The sequence below is a fragment of the Viridibacillus sp. d25.2 genome (assembly GCF_055456015.2).
The window spans coordinates 3,111,829-3,129,482 of the sequence record NZ_CM196652.1 but is presented as its reverse complement, the minus strand read 5'-3'; the positions used below and the strand labels follow the sequence as shown (position 1 = coordinate 3,129,482).

Annotated in this window: 14 protein-coding genes and 1 other annotated feature; of the genes, 8 read left to right on the top strand and 6 right to left on the bottom strand. The window is 34.6% G+C overall.

Features of this window, described 5'->3' with window-relative positions:
* Window positions 1–26: 26 nt before the first annotated feature.
* From ACZLO7_RS15385 to ACZLO7_RS15365, 5 genes are all read left to right on the top strand, one after another.
* Window positions 27–1,238, top strand: a complete 1,212-nt coding sequence (locus ACZLO7_RS15385; protein ID WP_464939848.1) for a NupC/NupG family nucleoside CNT transporter — start codon at window positions 27–29, stop codon at window positions 1,236–1,238.
* Between the two features lie 611 nt (window positions 1,239–1,849).
* Window positions 1,850–2,374: a PadR family transcriptional regulator gene (locus tag ACZLO7_RS15380; protein WP_464939849.1), complete on the top strand. Its 525-nt coding sequence runs from the start codon at window positions 1,850–1,852 to the stop codon at window positions 2,372–2,374.
* 55 nt (window positions 2,375–2,429) lie between these two features.
* Window positions 2,430–4,148, top strand: coding sequence for an MFS transporter (locus tag ACZLO7_RS15375; protein WP_464939850.1), 1,719 nt, complete (start codon window positions 2,430–2,432; stop codon window positions 4,146–4,148).
* 315 nt (window positions 4,149–4,463) lie between these two features.
* A complete protein-coding gene (locus tag ACZLO7_RS15370; protein WP_464939880.1) occupies window positions 4,464–5,729 on the top strand; it encodes a M48 family metallopeptidase in 1,266 nt (421 codons plus the stop codon).
* Window positions 5,730–5,989: 260 nt separating this feature from the next.
* Window positions 5,990–6,799 carry a YitT family protein gene (locus tag ACZLO7_RS15365; RefSeq protein WP_464939851.1) on the top strand — a complete coding sequence of 270 codons (810 nt, stop codon included), beginning with the start codon at window positions 5,990–5,992 and terminating at the stop codon, window positions 6,797–6,799.
* A 243-nt stretch (window positions 6,800–7,042) separates the two neighbouring features.
* Here ACZLO7_RS15365 and ACZLO7_RS15360 read toward each other — a convergent pair whose 3' ends face one another.
* Complete coding sequence (locus ACZLO7_RS15360; RefSeq protein ID WP_464939852.1) at window positions 7,043–8,302, bottom strand: MFS transporter; 1,260 nt, start codon at window positions 8,300–8,302, stop codon at window positions 7,043–7,045.
* A 359-nt stretch (window positions 8,303–8,661) separates the two neighbouring features.
* On the opposite strand from ACZLO7_RS15360, the gene ACZLO7_RS15355 reads away from it, so the two are divergent.
* Window positions 8,662–9,312 carry an SIMPL domain-containing protein gene (locus tag ACZLO7_RS15355; protein WP_464939853.1) on the top strand — a complete coding sequence of 217 codons (651 nt, stop codon included), beginning with the start codon at window positions 8,662–8,664 and terminating at the stop codon, window positions 9,310–9,312.
* A 151-nt stretch (window positions 9,313–9,463) separates the two neighbouring features.
* Here the strand turns inward: ACZLO7_RS15355 and ACZLO7_RS15350 are convergent, their stop codons facing one another.
* Both ACZLO7_RS15350 and ACZLO7_RS15345 read right to left on the bottom strand, forming a co-directional pair.
* The gene (locus ACZLO7_RS15350; protein ID WP_464939854.1) at window positions 9,464–10,297 is read right to left on the bottom strand and encodes an aldo/keto reductase; all 834 of its coding nucleotides are present in this window, start codon (window positions 10,295–10,297) and stop codon (window positions 9,464–9,466) included.
* Complete coding sequence (locus ACZLO7_RS15345; protein ID WP_464939855.1) at window positions 10,269–11,486, bottom strand: MFS transporter; 1,218 nt, start codon at window positions 11,484–11,486, stop codon at window positions 10,269–10,271. The genes ACZLO7_RS15350 and ACZLO7_RS15345 overlap by 29 nt, the downstream gene beginning before the upstream one ends.
* A gap of 167 nt (window positions 11,487–11,653) precedes the next feature.
* Here ACZLO7_RS15345 and ACZLO7_RS15340 point away from each other — a divergent pair, with 167 nt between their 5' ends.
* Together ACZLO7_RS15340 and thrS are read left to right on the top strand one after the other, a co-directional pair.
* On the top strand, window positions 11,654–12,019 hold the full coding sequence (locus ACZLO7_RS15340; protein ID WP_464939881.1) for a winged helix-turn-helix transcriptional regulator: 366 nt from the start codon (window positions 11,654–11,656) through the stop codon (window positions 12,017–12,019).
* 264 nt (window positions 12,020–12,283) lie between these two features.
* Window positions 12,284–12,522: a binding site (T-box leader), on the top strand.
* Window positions 12,523–12,855: 333 nt separating this feature from the next.
* The gene (gene thrS / locus ACZLO7_RS15335; protein WP_464939856.1) at window positions 12,856–14,787 is read left to right on the top strand and encodes a threonine--tRNA ligase; all 1,932 of its coding nucleotides are present in this window, start codon (window positions 12,856–12,858) and stop codon (window positions 14,785–14,787) included.
* A 918-nt stretch (window positions 14,788–15,705) separates the two neighbouring features.
* Here the strand turns inward: thrS and ACZLO7_RS15330 are convergent.
* The 3 genes from ACZLO7_RS15330 to ACZLO7_RS15320 all read right to left on the bottom strand — a co-directional run bounded on the left by ACZLO7_RS15330 (window position 15,706) and on the right by ACZLO7_RS15320 (window position 17,203).
* Window positions 15,706–15,939: a hypothetical protein gene (locus ACZLO7_RS15330; RefSeq protein ID WP_464939857.1), complete on the bottom strand. Its 234-nt coding sequence runs from the start codon at window positions 15,937–15,939 to the stop codon at window positions 15,706–15,708.
* Between the two features lie 263 nt (window positions 15,940–16,202).
* Complete coding sequence (locus ACZLO7_RS15325; RefSeq protein ID WP_464939858.1) at window positions 16,203–16,442, bottom strand: hypothetical protein; 240 nt, start codon at window positions 16,440–16,442, stop codon at window positions 16,203–16,205.
* Between the two features lie 314 nt (window positions 16,443–16,756).
* Complete coding sequence (locus tag ACZLO7_RS15320; protein ID WP_464939859.1) at window positions 16,757–17,203, bottom strand: DinB family protein; 447 nt, start codon at window positions 17,201–17,203, stop codon at window positions 16,757–16,759.
* Window positions 17,204–17,654 lie beyond the last annotated feature (451 nt).

Here is a 17,654-nt window from a genome sequence, read left to right as displayed (position 1 = left end):
AACTACATACAAAGAAGGTGTCTAATATGAATGTATTATGGGGAATATGCGGCATACTTGCCGTTCTTGGTATAGCTTTTATTTTTTCAAGTGCAAAAAAATCAATCAATTTGCGAACAATTTTAGTGGGATTAGCGATTCAAATCTTGTTTGCTTTTATTGTATTGAAATGGGAAACAGGGCGTGAAGGTCTCGTTGCTTTTTCAAATGGCATACAAAATTTAATTTCGTATGCGGGTAAAGGAATTTCGTTCGTGTTTGGCCCTGCAGCTGATACTCAAAATTTCGGTTTTGTCTTCGCTTTCCAGGTGCTGACCGTTATCATTTTCTTCTCTTCATTAATTTCTGTTCTATATTATTTAGGAATAATGCAGTTTTTTATTCGAATTCTTGGAGGAGCTCTTTCAAAGCTTCTTGGAACTAGTAAGGCAGAATCTGTTTCGGCAGCCGCAAATATTTTTGTAGGGCAGACAGAAGCACCGCTTGTTATTCGACCATTTATAGCGAAAATGACAAGATCAGAGCTTTTCGCTATTATGACAGGAGGACTTGCTTCGGTCTCCGGGTCTGTTTTAGTAGGTTATGCATTATTAGGTGTTCCATTAGAATATTTGATTGCCGCAAGCTTTATGGCTGCACCAGCAGGATTAATTTTGGCGAAGATCATGATCCCAGAAACAGAAGTTGTAAATGATGAAAACTTCAAGATGGAAAAAGATGATTCTTCTGTCAACGTAGTAGATGCAGCAGCACGCGGTGCAAGTGATGGATTGAAATTGGCGGTAAATGTTGGAGCAATGCTACTTGCTTTTATCGCAATTATTGCACTTTTGAACGGAATACTAGGTGGATTAGGAAATATCTTTGGATTTAAAGGGTTATCACTTGAAGGGATTTTAGGTTTAATTTTTTCACCACTTGCATTTGTCATCGGAGTCCCTTGGTCAGAAGCAGTTCAGGCTGGCTCTTTTATCGGGCAAAAGTTAGTGCTAAACGAATTTGTTGCCTATTCTGCTTTTGCGCCTCAAATTGCGGAGTTATCTCCAAAAACAGTTATTGTAGTTAGTTTCGCGTTATGTGGATTTGCAAACTTAAGTTCGATGGCAATTTTGTTAGGTGGTTTAGGTTCGATGGCACCAAACCGTCGTTCAGATGTTGCACGCTTAGGATTTAGAGCTGTCGCTTCAGGGATGTTGGCATCGTTATTAAGTGCAGCCATAGCTGGAATGTTTATTTAAACTACCGTACTGAATAATGGCACTGAACATAATTTTGTTTTTAAAAATATATGGGGGACCTTACCAATTAATTGGTAAGGTCTTTTGCATTTTCAGTGACAATTTGATTGAACTCATCACTCTGAAGCTTTTCGAACTTATTGCGTCCTTTCTTCTCTTAACACCATCCTCATGCGGATAGAATGTAATACTCACCATTATAATAACGTGCTTTTCAAGCCCTCGTGCCAAGCCCTTTCACCTAATTGGGGATTCTTGGAAAACAATCCCGATCTCAAGCCAATTAGAAGGCTCATGTTACTAGTAGTAAAATACGATTCCTACAACAACTTCATTTACTTCAATTGCCCAAAAGGTATCATTCTGGACAAACTTATAGTTCATATTAAGAAAATCTTCATAGGCCATTGTTTTATGAAGATAGTAAGGGGCATCCCACAGTTTCCATTCGGGATTTTCATCTTTAAAGATTAACGCCCATAGTTGTATGAAATGTATAAGAAATTAATTAATGTATCATTTTACAATTTAATACATATGATGTATTATTATTAATTATATTAACAATGTTAATATGGATATAAATAATAATGATTGTGTGAGGTGTTTGTATGAAGGGAAGAGACGTTGTATTAGGATTATTGATGGAGAAAGAGCTATCAGGCTATGATATAAAAATTGTATTTGAAGATGTATTCACACATTTTTTTGATGGTAGCTTTGGGATGATTTATCCAACTTTAAAACAGTTGGAGAAGGACGGGAAAATCAGGAAAGAAGTCTTGATACAAGATGGAAAACCAAATAAAAAAATGTTTTTCATAACGGAAGAGGGCCGAGAAGAGTTCCAGCAATATTTGGAGAGCGATCTGGAAAAAGAAGTATTGCGTTCTGATTTTTTAATGCGCATGTATTTTGGTAAATATAGCGATGCACAAACTATTCAAACATGGATGGAAGATCAAATAAAAAGAAAAGAAACGGCAATCGAAGATCTTTTGTCAAAATACGAAATGTGGAAAAAGGGCATGACATTTGAAGAAGAAGTTTCATTAGAAGTTGGTGTCGCAACCTATGTTGCAGAAGTTGAAACATTAAAGAAAAAGTTAACACAGCTAAAGGAAAAAAGGATATGAGCAAGAAGGGTAGTTTTTGAGAGTGAATTGTTTTAATAATTAGGGGGAGATTCACATGGAGCAGTCAAAAGGAATTAAAATCGTCTTTTTAATGTGTTTAGGGATTTTCCTTTGTATGATTGATACAACGATTATGAATATAGCTTTACCAGCAATACAAACTAATTTAGGAACTACATTAGAGAAGATGTCATGGATTTTAAATATATACACAATGTCTATTGCGGTACTTGCGATTCCATTAGGACGTATTGCGGATATATTTGGGAAAGCGAAAATGTATATTATTGGATTACTTGTATTTGGGTTTGGTTCAGTATTATGTGCTTTTGCGAATACAGGAGATTTTCTTATCTTTTCGCGATTTATTCAAAGCATAGGAGCTGCTATATTATTTCCTACAAGTATGGTAATTGGTGTATCAGCAATGCCATTAGCTAAGCGGAATATAGCACTTGGGATATTAGGCGTTACACAAGGTCTATCAGCCGCAATGGGTCCCGTGATAGGTGGCGTTATTACACAAAACTTAGGATGGAGGTGGGTGTTCCTTGTTAATATTCCATTTTGTATAGTCGGTATTATCCTTTGTTTTGTTTTACTTCCAGTTAGAAGTGAAGAGCGTATAATATCTAAAATAGATTGGGTTGGATGTGTAATATGTAGTTCAACTATTTTCTTATTCACTTTAGTTTTAGTGAAAGGGAATATATGGGGCTGGATGAGTGGACTTGCATGGGCATGTTACGTTACTAGTATCATATCTTTCGTATTATTTATATTAGTCGAAAGAAGAGTAGTTTCGCCAATGGTGAATTTACAGCTATTTAAAGATCGGATTTTTGTCGGAGCTTCAATTGTTGTTATACTAAGTAATTTGTCTTTAATCGGAGTAACTGTATTACTTCCTACTTTCCTTACAAAAATGCAAAATCGAACAGAATTAACAGCTTCTTTATTAGTGACACCAATTTCAGCGATGATATTTTTAGTTTCTCCTTTTGCGGGAATTCTTCTTAACAAAATTGGCAAAGTTCCTATTATATTATTAGGATTTATTACTATGAGTGTTTCGTATTTTTGGCTACAAATGATCAGTATTCAGTCTTCAAATCAAGAGATTATATTACCTTGTATGTTATTAGGAGCTGGATATGGTTTAGTTGTAGGGCCAATAACGATCTTAACAGCTTCCTCATTTGAAGGAGAATTACTAACGGCTTCCCAAAGTGTTGTATCGATGCTACGACAAGTAGGTATAGTATTAGCAGTAGCAATATTTGTATCAAGTTTAACGCATAATTTAACAATTAATAAAAATAAAATTGAACAATTTGCGGAAGAAAAAGTACGTGAAATTCATGTGGATAAAAAAGAGCAAGATAAAATTTTACTAGCTGCTAAAGATAAAATAAACGAAAACAGTTTAGAAGAAAGTAATCAAAAGAAACAAGTCGGAGAAAAATTCGGAGTTACTCAAGAGCAAAAAGATGCTCTAATTCAACAAACCGTGGAGAAAGCAATAAAAGACATCCCAGAGAATTATAAAGAAATAAAGAAAGCAGAGATAACAAAACAGGTAACAAAAGAAGTAGAAGAAAAGTCAGAGAAAATAAATGATGAAATTCAGAAATACTCACAAGACATTAGTCGTTACGCAGAAAAAAAATTAGCAATGAGTTTTACTGATTTATATAAAGTAAGCGCACCAATTATTTTGGTTTGTGGATTAGTGAGTTTGTTGTTTATTGGGAGAAGAAAGGAATCTGTTTAGTAAATTCAAATGTGGATTACAATATCCTGAATGACAGCAAACTCGGCTTATACTCCGTTCTATGCTCATAAATACAAAACTCTCGAATATCTTTATATTTTCCTTGTGATTAATAAATAAAAAAATCATGAATTTGTTCATCTTGGGGAAGAATATACTTATAAATTCTTTCAACAAGGACCGAATTTTTTATCAATTTATATTCATTTTGAGAGTTAGCTATTGTTAACAAAGCTTTAACATAAAAATAAGTTCTATCTTTGTTATTTTGGATTAAACTTATTGTAGGGCGAACTGAACAAGGGAGGAAACGACATAGCAAAAAAATTGGGAATTTCAGCTCTATTGATATTTGGAGTGTATGCTTTAGCGATGTACTTTTATATTTTTCATAGTGGTGGAGGCGCAATACCAGCAGGTTTAAAGGGGACTGTTGCAGATCCTTCGGTATTTATGTCTGAGCGCGAATTATTATTAAGTGGGGAGTACTCAAATATTAGGAATTTCCTCTTTTTTGTAGCGACGCCATTTGAATGGCTCTTCTACTTCTTAATGTTGCTTATAGGGTTATCTTTCATGTTAGAAAAATGGTCAGCGTCATTATCTAAATGGACAATCTTCAAAAACGTAATTTATTTATTTTTATTGTCCCTTCTTACTTATATTGTATTATTTCCATTAGATTATTATCGCTTTTCCCTAAGTAAGAAATACGGGATTAGTAACCAGAATTTTTCTTCGTGGATGAAAGATGGAGTAATAGACTTTTGGGTTAGCTTCGGCATGACTGTAGTGATTGTGTCAGTTCTGTACTGGCTCATTAAAAAAAGTACCAAGAGATGGTGGCTATATGCTTGGTTATTAACGATTCCATTCTCTATTTTTATCATGTTTATACAACCGGTAGTAATTGACCCATTGTATAATGATTTTTACCCGCTGAAGAATAAAGAATTAGAAACAAAAATTCTGTCTCTAGCAGAACAGGCAAATATTCCAACGGAACATGTGTATGAAGTGAATATGGCGGAAAAAACTAATGCTCTCAACGCTTATGTTACTGGGGTCGGTAGTAATTCGAGAATTGTGCTGTGGGATACGACTTTAAATCGTTTATCAGATAATGAAATTCTTTTCATAATGGCACATGAAATGGGACATTATGTAGAGAAACATATTTATTTTGGCATGTTAGGTTATATCTTTATGACACTTATTGGTCTTTGGCTAACTTCGAGGATCATGATTTGGGTTATCGCAAGATATGGGAATGTATTAAAAATAAAGAAAATAAACGATATTAGTTCGCTCCCTTTGTTTTTACTGATTACTTCAATTCTATTATTTGCATCAAGTCCTCTTTCAAATTATATTTCTAGATATCAAGAATCAAGAGCCGACCAGTATGCAATCGAGTTAATGGGAGATAAAGAGGCGGCGGTAAAGGCGTTTCAACAGCTCACGAAATCTGGGTTAAGCGAAGTAAATCCGCCATTACTCGTAAAATGGTTCCGATATACGCATCCTCCAATGTTAGAAAGGATTTATAAAGTGGCGGATCAAAAAAGTGCAGAAGAGTAAGGAAGTCCGTGCATGAATTGTTCAAATAGCTATAGTTGTGAACAATTTTTGTGGTTACTGGCTGATTGTAGTTATTCCCATTTTTCAGAAAAAACTATTAAATTTTTTATTCGTTGAAACTCAACTATAATATAATTCAATTGCGCTTATGACATGGTCACCGAGTAGAAGTTCAGAAGCGTTAGTATGAGTGTTGTGTAATTTTTTATTTAATGGATAAAAAAATGATGGCACAGGATAATTTGTTAGGGAGAGTAGCTATGCGCAATATTTTTATCATTACAATGGGTTCTATTTTAGTAGGGTTTGCTTACAATTTCTTATTAATTCCTCATGAAATTCTAAGCAGTGGATTAAGTGGAATTGCTATCATGCTTGGTCTAGTAACACCTTTCAATACAGGAATATTAAACTTTTTATTAAATCTTCCTTTACTTATTATAGGTGTAATGAAATTAGGTAAACGGTTTATTGGATATACAATTCTTTCAGTACTTGTACTTTCAGTCAGTTTGTATGTAATTCCGGTTTATAAAGTAACACATGAGCCACTTCTAGCAGCACTATTTGGTGGAGTTATTACGGGAATTGGTATTGGAATAATTTTCAAAGCATCAGGTTCATCAGGTGGCTTCGATATTATTGCAATGCTGCTAAATAAGAAAAGAGATTTTCCTCTTGGAGCAATGATTTCTGCGATGAACGCGGTCGTTGTAATAATTTCTGGCTTTGTATTTAGCTGGGATGCAGCATTATATACGCTTGTAGCGATTTATGCGACTGGTAAGGTTATTGATACGATTCATACGAATCATATTAAACTCACTGTCATGATCATTACAGGTAAAGGTGACGAAGTGAAAGAGAAGTTACTTGCAAATCTTTATCGAGGAGTAACAATTATGGATGGTGAGGGAGCTTTTACTGGTGAAGGTAGAAAAGTCCTTATTACTGTAATAACACGTTATCAATTATCAGAAGTTAAAGAGATGATTAATGAAGTCGATCCAAATGCGTTTGTGAACATCACTGAGACAAAAGAAGTTATTGGGATGTTTGATCGCGGATAAAATATAAAAAATTACACTGTTGTTTTAGCAAGAAAAATAGAGTTGAACCTGATTTTAGGTCAACTCTAATTTTTTTATTTTCAGTTTTCAACGTATTCTTTAATGTATCATATATAATACTTTTTGATTTTTTATGTTAACCTAAGATTTTGTATAAGGGATCTTAATACACCCCATTTGTGAGGTAATGTAGGAAAGTTATAACTTTGCTTAATAAGAATCTAATAGAGTACATGTTATAATCTATAAAACTTCCAACTTCGGTTGATGTTTTTTCAACATAATAACGAATAAACTAGCTAAAACGCACATGCTACCAGCTAATATGAAAGCCCATTGATATGAGCCTAATACTTTGAAAATGACACCCCCGCCAAATGCTGCAACCCCGGCACCTACTTGATGAGCTGCCATGATCCAGCCATACATCAAGGTGCTTTTTTTTAGGCCAAATTCTCGGCTTGCCAATCCAATAGTAGGAGGGACTGTGGCAATCCAATCTAATCCGTAGAAAATAGAAAAAATAACTAGCCATACATATGAACCTTGAGCTAAAGCAAAAGGTAAAAACAATAGAGATATCCCTCGTAAGCCGTAATACCAAAATAGAAGCCATCGATTGTCAATTCGATCGGACAACCAGCCAGATAATGTTGTGCCCACTAAGTCGAATACCCCCATAAATGAAAGCATTGCCGCTGCCGTTACAACAGGAATGCCAAAACCAATACAGTAGGAAATGAAATGTGTCCCGACCAAACCACTAGTAGATAAACCACAGATGAAGAAACTACCTGCTAATAGCCAAAACTCCTTTAATCGCAAGCCCTCCATCAGCGTACCCAACGCTAATTTAAATGGATTTTGCAAAAGATTAGGCTGTTCCGGAAACTGCCCTCTTTTCTCCTGTCCATAAGGTAGAAGACCCTTATCTTGAGGGAAGTCCTTCATAAACAGAAGAATTAATAATAGCATTAAAATACTAAGAATAAAGATAAGTCCGGTTGCATAACGCCAAGAATATTGGTCGATTATTTTAGCTAATACCGGTAACAATATTAATTGCCCGGTTGCTGTACTTGCCGTTAAAATCCCAACTGCAAGACCACGCTGCTTCACAAACCATTGATTCGCAATTTGTGTACTTAATACGGTTAAGAATAATCCAGAACCAACTCCGATCATGACACCCCAAATCAATACTAATTGCCACTGTGTTTGCATAACGAAAGTCAGTGCAAGTCCTATGGACAATGTCAGCATTGAATAAAGCATCATTCTCTTTAATCCGAAGACCTCTACAAAAGCTGCCATAAAAGGTCCCGAAAAGCCATATAAAAATAAGCTCACTGCAAAGGCAAAAGAGATGGCAGGACGACTCCAACCAAACTCAAGCTCAAAAGGAACTATAAATACACCTGAAGAAGACCTAATGATGCCTGCCGCAATAATAGAGAAGAATGTAACCGCTAGAATAATCCAGCTATAGTGAACCTTTTTCATTAAGTACTTCAACTCATTTCTAGTCATTAACCATTGAATTACCGGGTTTATATAAAAATATGAAATGCTACACAAAAATACAGTGATAGCATTAGTATGATAAATATTACGAATTGTCTGATATATTGTCAATGGTATGGAGGTAGTTAATTTGGATAATTTCAATTTATGATGTTAAATATATTATCTATATCAACTGTATTTAGCCATTTGATAGAGGGGATTCAAATGGTCTTTTTTCTATCGCTATAAAAGCATTTATAAAACTTATCTCAAGTTATCTATAAGGATTAGTTAAACAAGTTTTCAATGTACAATGCATAAGATTAGTAATATAAACAATAGGAAGGTGGAATTCTGTGTATAATCCTAATGCTCATCAACCACCATGTAACTCATCTCGTGTTATAACAGTGACTGGAAACGGGAAAGTCGCTGTTCAGCCAAATTATGTACAACTTCAATTAGAAGTGATTACAGAAGGAAAAGATGTGAGTAAAGCACAGCAGGAGAATGCGAACATTATGAATCGTGTTATTCAATCAATTTTGTCACTCAACATTCCAAGAGAGAATATCCAAACTGCTGCCTATAATATCGTGCCAAATTATGATTACGTTGAAGGTAAACAGGTTTTTAGAGGTTATGAAGTGACAAATGCCATTACTGTTAAAGTAAAAGAAACAAATCAAATTGGTACTGTAATTGATACAGCTGTACAAAATGGTGCAAATCGCGTTCCAGGAATTCAGTTTAAAATTGAAAATGCAGAATTTTATTATCAACAAGCGCTCAGTTTAGCTCTCCATGATGCACAAATGAAAGCAGCAACAATAGCCGAGACAATGAGATTACCATTCCTTCCACAACCGATAGAGATTGTAGAAGAGAGTAATGCAGGTCCTGTTTTATATAAAACTGTTGCCATGGCTGAACAGAATTTCTCCACCCCAATCGAACAAGGTCAAATTACAATTAGTGCAGCGCTAAGGGTTAAATTTCAGTATTAATATATAAGTGATCTAGCTAAATTAGATGGGAAAAATACAAATATGTAAGCTTGTAAATTAATAGAATGAAACCCAATAGACTTATTTTCTTTTCAATAAAATAACACCAGATGAGTTTATATACTCATCTGATGTTATTAGATTAACCTATTTAAAAGTTAAATTCATCTGGGTTGGGACCACAACGGAAGTTATCATTTAGTGCATCAATTTGAGCCATTTCTTCAGCAGTTAGTTCAAAGTCAAAGATGTTAATGTTTTCTTCCATACGTGATTCAGTCATTGTTTTTGGTATTGTTACAACATGATGTTGTAAATCCCATTTTAAGACGATTTGAGCAGCAGTTTTATTATGCTTTGCTGCAATACTTTGTAGAGTTTCGTCTTTTAAAAGTTCGCCGTTCATTAGCGGAGACCATGCTTCAACTTGGATGTCGTTCTCCACGCAATAGTTACGAACCTCTTGTTGTGTAAGGCGAGGATGAAATTCAATTTGGTTAATAACGGGTTTGATTTCTGTTTCTTTTAGCAAGTTTTCTAAGTGGTGAACTTGGAAATTACTTACGCCAATTGAACGAACACGACCTTCTTTATAAATTGTTTCAAGTGCTTTATAAGCTTCCAAATATTGATCTTGCCCAGGCCAGTGAATTAAGTATAAATCTAAATAATCTAAGCCCATTTTTGATAAACTGTCATCGTATGCGTCAAGTGCATCTTCATAATTTAAGCCCGCATTCCAAACTTTTGATGTGATGAATAATTCCTCACGAGTAACTAAACCTTCAGCAATTGCTTCTTTAATCCCTTGTCCGACCATTTCTTCATTGCCATAAATTTGTGCAGTATCGATGCTACGGTAACCTTTTTTAATTGCTGTTTTTACAGCTTCTGCAAGTTCTGCACCATTTTCTACACGGAAAACACCGTAGCCCAAAAGGGGCATTTCTATTCCATTATTTAAAGTTGTTGTTTGTAAGTTCATTTTGAACACTCTCCTCAATTTTTTCTTGTTTGATACAAATAGCAGCTAAAATCACAGCTCCACTAACCATAATACCAGCGATCCATGTCGTATGGATTAATCCCATTGACTTAGCGATAACTCCTCCAGCATATGAGCCAATTGCAATTCCTGCATTGAAAGCAGCGATGTTAATAGCAGAAGCGACGTCTACAGCACTTGGGACAAAACGCTCAGCTAAAATTACGACATAAGTTTGCAGTCCTGGGACATTCATAAATGCAAATAGCCCCATGAATAAAATAGTAATTAAACCTGCTATTTTAAATGGTACAGTGAAGTAAAGAACAAATAACACAATCGCTTGAATCACGAACATATAAAATAATGCACGAATGGGATTGTTATTAGCTAGTTTACCACCAACTGTATTACCAATGGCAACTGTTACGCCATAGAATAAGATTATAAGTGTCACTGTTTGTGCTCTAAAGCCTGTTACTTCTTGCAATAAAGGTGATAAATAAGTAAAGACGACAAATGTACCACCATAACCTAGTGCAGTAATGATGAACACTAGTAATAAGCGGCCGTTTTTCACTAGCTTTAGTTGTTCTGCAAAGCCTGTTTTGGTACCTTTTTGAATAGAAGCAGGTACTAAAATGATATTGGCAATTAAAGCCAGAACTCCAATCACTACTATAAATGCGAATGCTATGCGCCAACCAAATTGCTGTCCGATTAATGTCCCGAAAGGAACCCCTGTTATTGTTGCTACAGTTAATCCAGTAAACATGATCGCTATCGCACTAGCACGACGATTTGCAGGTACAAGGCTCGCTGCAATTGTTGAGCCAATTGACATAAATACACCATGAGCTAACGCAGAAACTAGTCTAGCTACTAGTAATAAGCCGATTGTTGTAGAGAACATGGCTATACTATTACCGAGTATGAATATAAGCATAATCCCAAGAAGTAATTTTTTTCGTGGAATATGAGCTAGTAGAGATGTGAGTACAGGAGCGCCGATCATTACGCCAATCGCATAAATAGAAACAGTCAAACCTGTTACTTGAAGCGAAGTTTTTAAATCGGCTGCGATCATTGGTAGTAATCCAACGCTTATAAATTCAGTTGTCCCAATGGCAAAAGCAGTCACTGCAAGTGCAAGCAGAGCCTTTGTATTTGTTTGTTGCTGTTCTTTCATAGAATCTCCTTCTTTTAATCAGTGTGCAATTACTTGCCAAATGTTCCGGAACAAATGTTATTATGGAGCATGTAAAACAGAAAAGGAAGTACGTACTTTTTTGTTATATAGGAACCTTCTAGTGCCTACAAACAAATGTTCTTATAAATAGAAAGAGGTTATTGATGATGGAAACGAAGAAAAAATACAATATATCAGTAGAAGCAACTCTTGAAGTTATCGGTGGGAAATGGAAATGCGTCATTCTATGTCATCTCACACATGGAAAAAAACGCACGAGTGAATTGAAACGACTGATGCCAAATATTTCGCAAAAGATGTTAACACAACAATTACGTGAATTAGAAAATGATGGAGTCATTAACCGTATTCTTTATCACGAACTCCCACCTAGAGTAGAATATGAATTAAGCGGATACGGAAAAAGTTTAAAACCCATCTTGACATCACTTTGTAATTGGGGAGAGGATCATATTGTTAAAGTTTATGGTAGTAAAGAAGGTTACTTAGAGGATAATGGATTGAATGATTAGCTATAAAGAAAATATGAAATATGCAATAACAGTGTACTAATAGATATGAAAATCATTAATGTCCGTTTTTGGATGTAATGAATGCGATGCGGCAAAACGGGAAGATATTATTTTCTTAAAAGAATTACCATTATTCGAATAAGCTTCAATAAAGGAATCCATATGATTGGAATAATAAATGATTTTTTTTGCTAAATTTGTAAAAATAAAAAATATCCATTGACTAATGGAAAATAATCCTGTATATTGATAAAAATTTAAATAATAAACGCAATGACAAGGACATGAGTAGTTCATAACGGTTTACAGAGAGGGAAGGTAAGGCTGGAAACTTCCTAACGCAGTAGAAAGACTTACCACCTTGGAGCAGTATTGGTGAAAAAAGTAATCAGTACCGTAGAAGCAACGATATAGCTTACACAAAGCCATCAACAGGTAGCTTATTTAGTTATGAGATGGAAATTTGGGTGGAACCACGGGTATAAACCACACTCGTCCCTATATGAGGGATGAGTGTGGTTTTTTTTATTGATAATTAAATAATGAATGCAATGATAAGGACACGAGTAATTCTAACCGCTTTACAGAGAAGGAAGGCAAGGCTGAAAACTTCCTAATGCGAATGAATTACTTACCACCTTGGAGCAGTATTGGTGAAAAAGAGTAATCAGTACCGTAGAAGCAACGATATAGCTTACACAAAGCCATCAACAGGTAGTTTATTTAGTTATGAGATGGAAATTTGGGTGGAACCACGGGTATATGACACGCACTCGTCCCTTTATATAGGGATGAGTGCGTGTTTTTATTTTATAAGAAAATAGGAGTGGATTGTTATGAGTCGAAAGGAAGTTTTGATTAAGTTTCCAGACGGAAATGAAAAGCAATATTTGCAAGGCATATCATTAGGAGAAATCGCGAGTTCTATTAGTTCTAGTCTAAAAAAGAAATCGGTGGCGGGAGAAGTAAATGGAATACGATATGATTTGAATCGAAGTATTACAAATGATGCAGAAGTAAAACTATATGATTTTAAGTCATCAGCTGGTATAGAAATTATGAGACATACTTCAGCACATGTATTAGCACAAGCGATTAAAAGAATATATGGTGATGTAAACTTAGGTGTAGGACCAGTGATTGACAATGGTTTTTATTATGATATTGACATGGAAAGTACAATTACAGCTCAGGAGTTAGCGAAAATAGAGAAAGAAATGTCTAAAATAATTTCTGAAAACATAGAGATTGAACGTGCTGAATTGTCACGTGATGAGGCGAAAAAACTTTTTAAAAAAGATCCATTAAAGCTAGAACTACTAGAAGACATTCCTCAAGATGAAATAGTAACAGTATATCGACAAGGAGAATTTATAGATTTGTGTCGAGGTCCGCATTTACCTGCAACTGGATTTATTAAAGCATTTAAATTAACACATGTTTCAGGGGCATATTGGCGAGGGGATAGTAACAATAAAGTACTACAACGATTATATGGTGTGGCTTTTGCTACAAAAGAGGAGATGAAAGAATATTTTCATTTTGTAGAGGAAGCGCAAAAAAGAAATCATCGTAAACTAGGAAATGAATTAGAGTTATTTATGTTCTCGGAAGAAGCACCAGGTATGCCATTTTACCTTGCTAACGGGCAAATTATTCGAAATGAATTGGAAATGTTCTTACGTAAACTTCAACATCAATATGATTATCAAGAAGTACGCACGCCGTTTATGATGAATAAAAGAATGTGGGAGCAATCCGGACATTGGGATCATTACAAAGAAAATATGTATTTCACAGAAGTAGACGATCAAGAATTTGCATTAAAGCCTATGAATTGTCCCGGTCATATGCTTATTTTCAAAGACAAACGTCGGTCATATCGTGAACTCCCAATTAGAATGGCTGAATTCGGTCAAGTGCATCGACATGAATTTAGTGGGGCATTAAATGGTTTATTGCGTGTTCGCACATTCTGTCAAGATGATGCACATATTTTTGTAAGACCAGATCAAATTGAAAATGAAATTTTACTTGCCTTACGTTTAATAGATCGTGTATATCAAACATTCGGCTTTGAATATGAAATTGAATTATCAACACGACCAGAAGATTTTATGGGAAGTGAACAATTATGGGATAAGGCAGAAGCGTCACTTGGAAGAGTATTAAAAAACCTTGGCTATTCCTACAAGATCAATGAAGGGGACGGCGCGTTTTATGGACCTAAGATTGATATTCATATAAAAGATGCTATTAAACGTAGTCATCAATGTGCAACAGTTCAGCTTGATTTCCAGCTACCAGAAAAATTCGATTTAACATATATAGATGAACAAAATCAGAAGGTCAGACCGGTCGTGATCCACCGTGCTGTATTTGGGTCAATAGATCGTTTTTTAGGGATACTTATCGAGCACTTTAGTGGTGCATTCCCAATTTGGCTATCACCTATTCAAGTTAAAGTGATACCAGTATCAAACACAATTCATAAAGGATATGTTGAAGAGATTACAAGACGGTTAAAACAAGCAGAAATACGTGTAGAACTTGATTTACGTGAAGAAAAACTAGGCTATAAAATGAGGGAAGCACAGATGAAAAAGGTTCCTTATATTTTAGTGATAGGTGATACAGAACTTGAAAATCATTCTGTTAACGTAAGACAATATGGTCAGGAAACATCAATGGAAGTTCAGCTTGATGAATTTATTTCTGAAATAAAAACTAGCATTGAAAATAAATCTTTGCAAATGATGAAAGTATAGATGTTTTTAAATAGAATTTGAATTGAATATCGATTTAATATTAAAGGCTAGTGAAAGTTTTATTACAGGTGATATATATACTAAAAATTTTATAAGGGGCTTCAGAAAAATGCGGATTTACAACATTAAGAAATATGCATAATTTTATTCATTAAAGTCGATAGTGCAACAGTGTTCCAAATACCACTAAAGCATTTCTATGACTGACTTTTGAAGAAAGTGCATAAAAACATGAATAAATAATGTTCACAAGGAAAGCCACGAATCGTTGATGGTACAAAATTCGTGGCTTTTGGGTATATTTCCAAACTTTCATTTGGGAACGTTTATTAGGTGTTGGTTTAGAATAAAGATTGATTATAAATCACTCTAAATCCTTGATTTTACTGCATATAAAAAGCAATCGTTTTGAATAAAGATTGATCAAAACGATTGCTTTCTATTATTTTTAAGAACTGTTTTTTATAAAAAAGATTGTTTATTTTAAAAATCTCCTTATTCCACTAAAGCCCCCCGTTAGTTTAAGTACAAACCTTCACAATCTCCCTTAGTTCCATAAGACAAATATGTGCCAACGCAACTCCCTTATTGCACCTGTTAGGTTAAGAACTACGCTTTTTTATTTTTAATCTCTTCCAACAAAGAGATAACCCTTTCATTCTGTTTAATTATTGTTTGATTTTGATTTCTCATTTTTGTGAAGTTAAATAAAAACATTAATAAGATTGCTAATATAAGGAAATTCATAATTCACCTCTACCTCTATTTTTCTCTAAATTAAACCAGCTCTTATGCAACTAGCCTGCCCCTTTAGTTGAATAAGAAAAAAGAGCTGTTCTGGACAGCTCTAACGATCTTGTACTAAGCACCCATTACTTTAAGTACATTTCCTTCACATTCATACACCTGTTGAGTTTGTTACTCTTTTTTCTTATTTGATAGTAAATAAACACATACAAGTATAACCGCAATGATTGAAGTAATTATAGAATATCTAAAAATATTAAAGAAAAACTCTGGATAAGGTGTTACAACAAATGAAGTCATTCCCTCTACATCAGTTGTGCTTTCTTCTATTTGCATAAAAGCGACTAATATGAAGAAAGTAACAACAAATGAATATATCCCTGTTTTCACTAAGATTTTCTCCATTTAAAAACCCCCTAAAATGTAACGCATTTGGTCAAATAGAGGAAGTTGAACAAAATACGTTTGAGTTTGAGTTATTGTTTCTTTCGATTTCACTATACTTTACCACATTTATAATAATATAACTTATTCGACTAAACTGCCCTTTTAGTCTAATAAAGAAAAAAGAGCTGCATATCCAGCTCAATGATCTTCAAGTATAGCACCAGTTAGTTTAAGCGGGATTATTCCCAAATTCAAATTGTTAATAATTAAAGTTAGTATTATTACAGGAATGCTGCCACCATTGTAATAAAACCAACAATTAGTAAAGCATATATGCTTAACACGATTATTTTCACTCTTCCTTTTTCACTAAATATCGCTAATAAAATGGACACTCCTACCCCAGCCATTAAAAAGTTTGTTCCTATCGTACCAGAAACTTTTCCTACCATAAATAACTTCATAATGAGAATAGTCACTATGAAAACAATAATGGATATAACCCCTAAATGTTTTCTCATTTTCTTTCCTCCCACTTAAATGTAACCATAAATATCCAACACAGCAATTTCTATCTATATATAAGTATTTCAATTACCTTAAAAAGAGCAGATTGAGCAGCTCAACGATCTTCTACTAAAGCACCCCGTTAGTTTAAGTGTAATTCTTCACAAACAAATAGCAGGTTTAGTTAAAGTCTTTTTTATATAAGGCTGTTTTAGTAAAGGTTGTTGATTAATACCAACGTGATGTTTGTAAAACACATTTGTAGCTAACGTGTACCAAAAACAAAGAGGGACGATGTCTTTTTGTACATTCGCCCTCTAGGAATTCTCTAATCTAACAGCCCTTTTCGAATGAGATTTGCCGTAATTGGTTCCCGTCCAATTTCTCTCGCCCATATTGATAACTGACCTATGTGATGTATCTCATGAACGATGACATGTCTTATAACTTCACCGTATGTGAAATTAAAAAATTTATGCACATCAAGTTCTCCCGTCCAGTCCATAACAAATTTCTCTATGTTTGGGCGACAAGTATCTGATAGTTCTTTAACTGCATCAAGTGATGTATAGTTCTCGTAACGGTAATGAAACTCAGGTTTCCCCTGCAAACCATTAATCCAAGCTTGCTCAACATCTACAACGTGCAATAGAGTTCGAAGAATGCTACCTACTCCACCTATACGGTGCTGTGATAATTCATCAGAAGATAGCTGCTTACACCAATTGAACCATTCATCCCGAACCTGCCAATTGTATTGAAGTAGAGCCTGCATTGTTAAACACCTCCTACCAGTATTTAACTTTCTCTGACTAATTCTACAAAGGTGTTTTATATCCTCTTTCTCGGCTGTCCTAGTTCAATAATTTGTCCTCATTTGTATTCATCGTCTAGTAGTGGATGAATTCCCCTCATTTATTACTTCCTGAACTTTTGGACTCATCAACGTTTAACCCTCCTTTCTATGAACTAATCTGCACCGTTAGTTGAATAAGAAAAAAGAGCCGTCTGAACAGCTCGACGATCTTCAACTAAAGTACCCCGTTAGTTGAAGAGTATCGTCTTCAAGATGCTCAATTAAATTTTGTTAGCATATATACTCTAGTATGGTAAAATTAATTCTATAAAAATTATTATCAATTTTGTAATATATACTTTTACTTACATTATAAGGAGAGGGAGTGTCCATACCATGAAAAAGAAAATACTTGTGCTTTTATCTATGG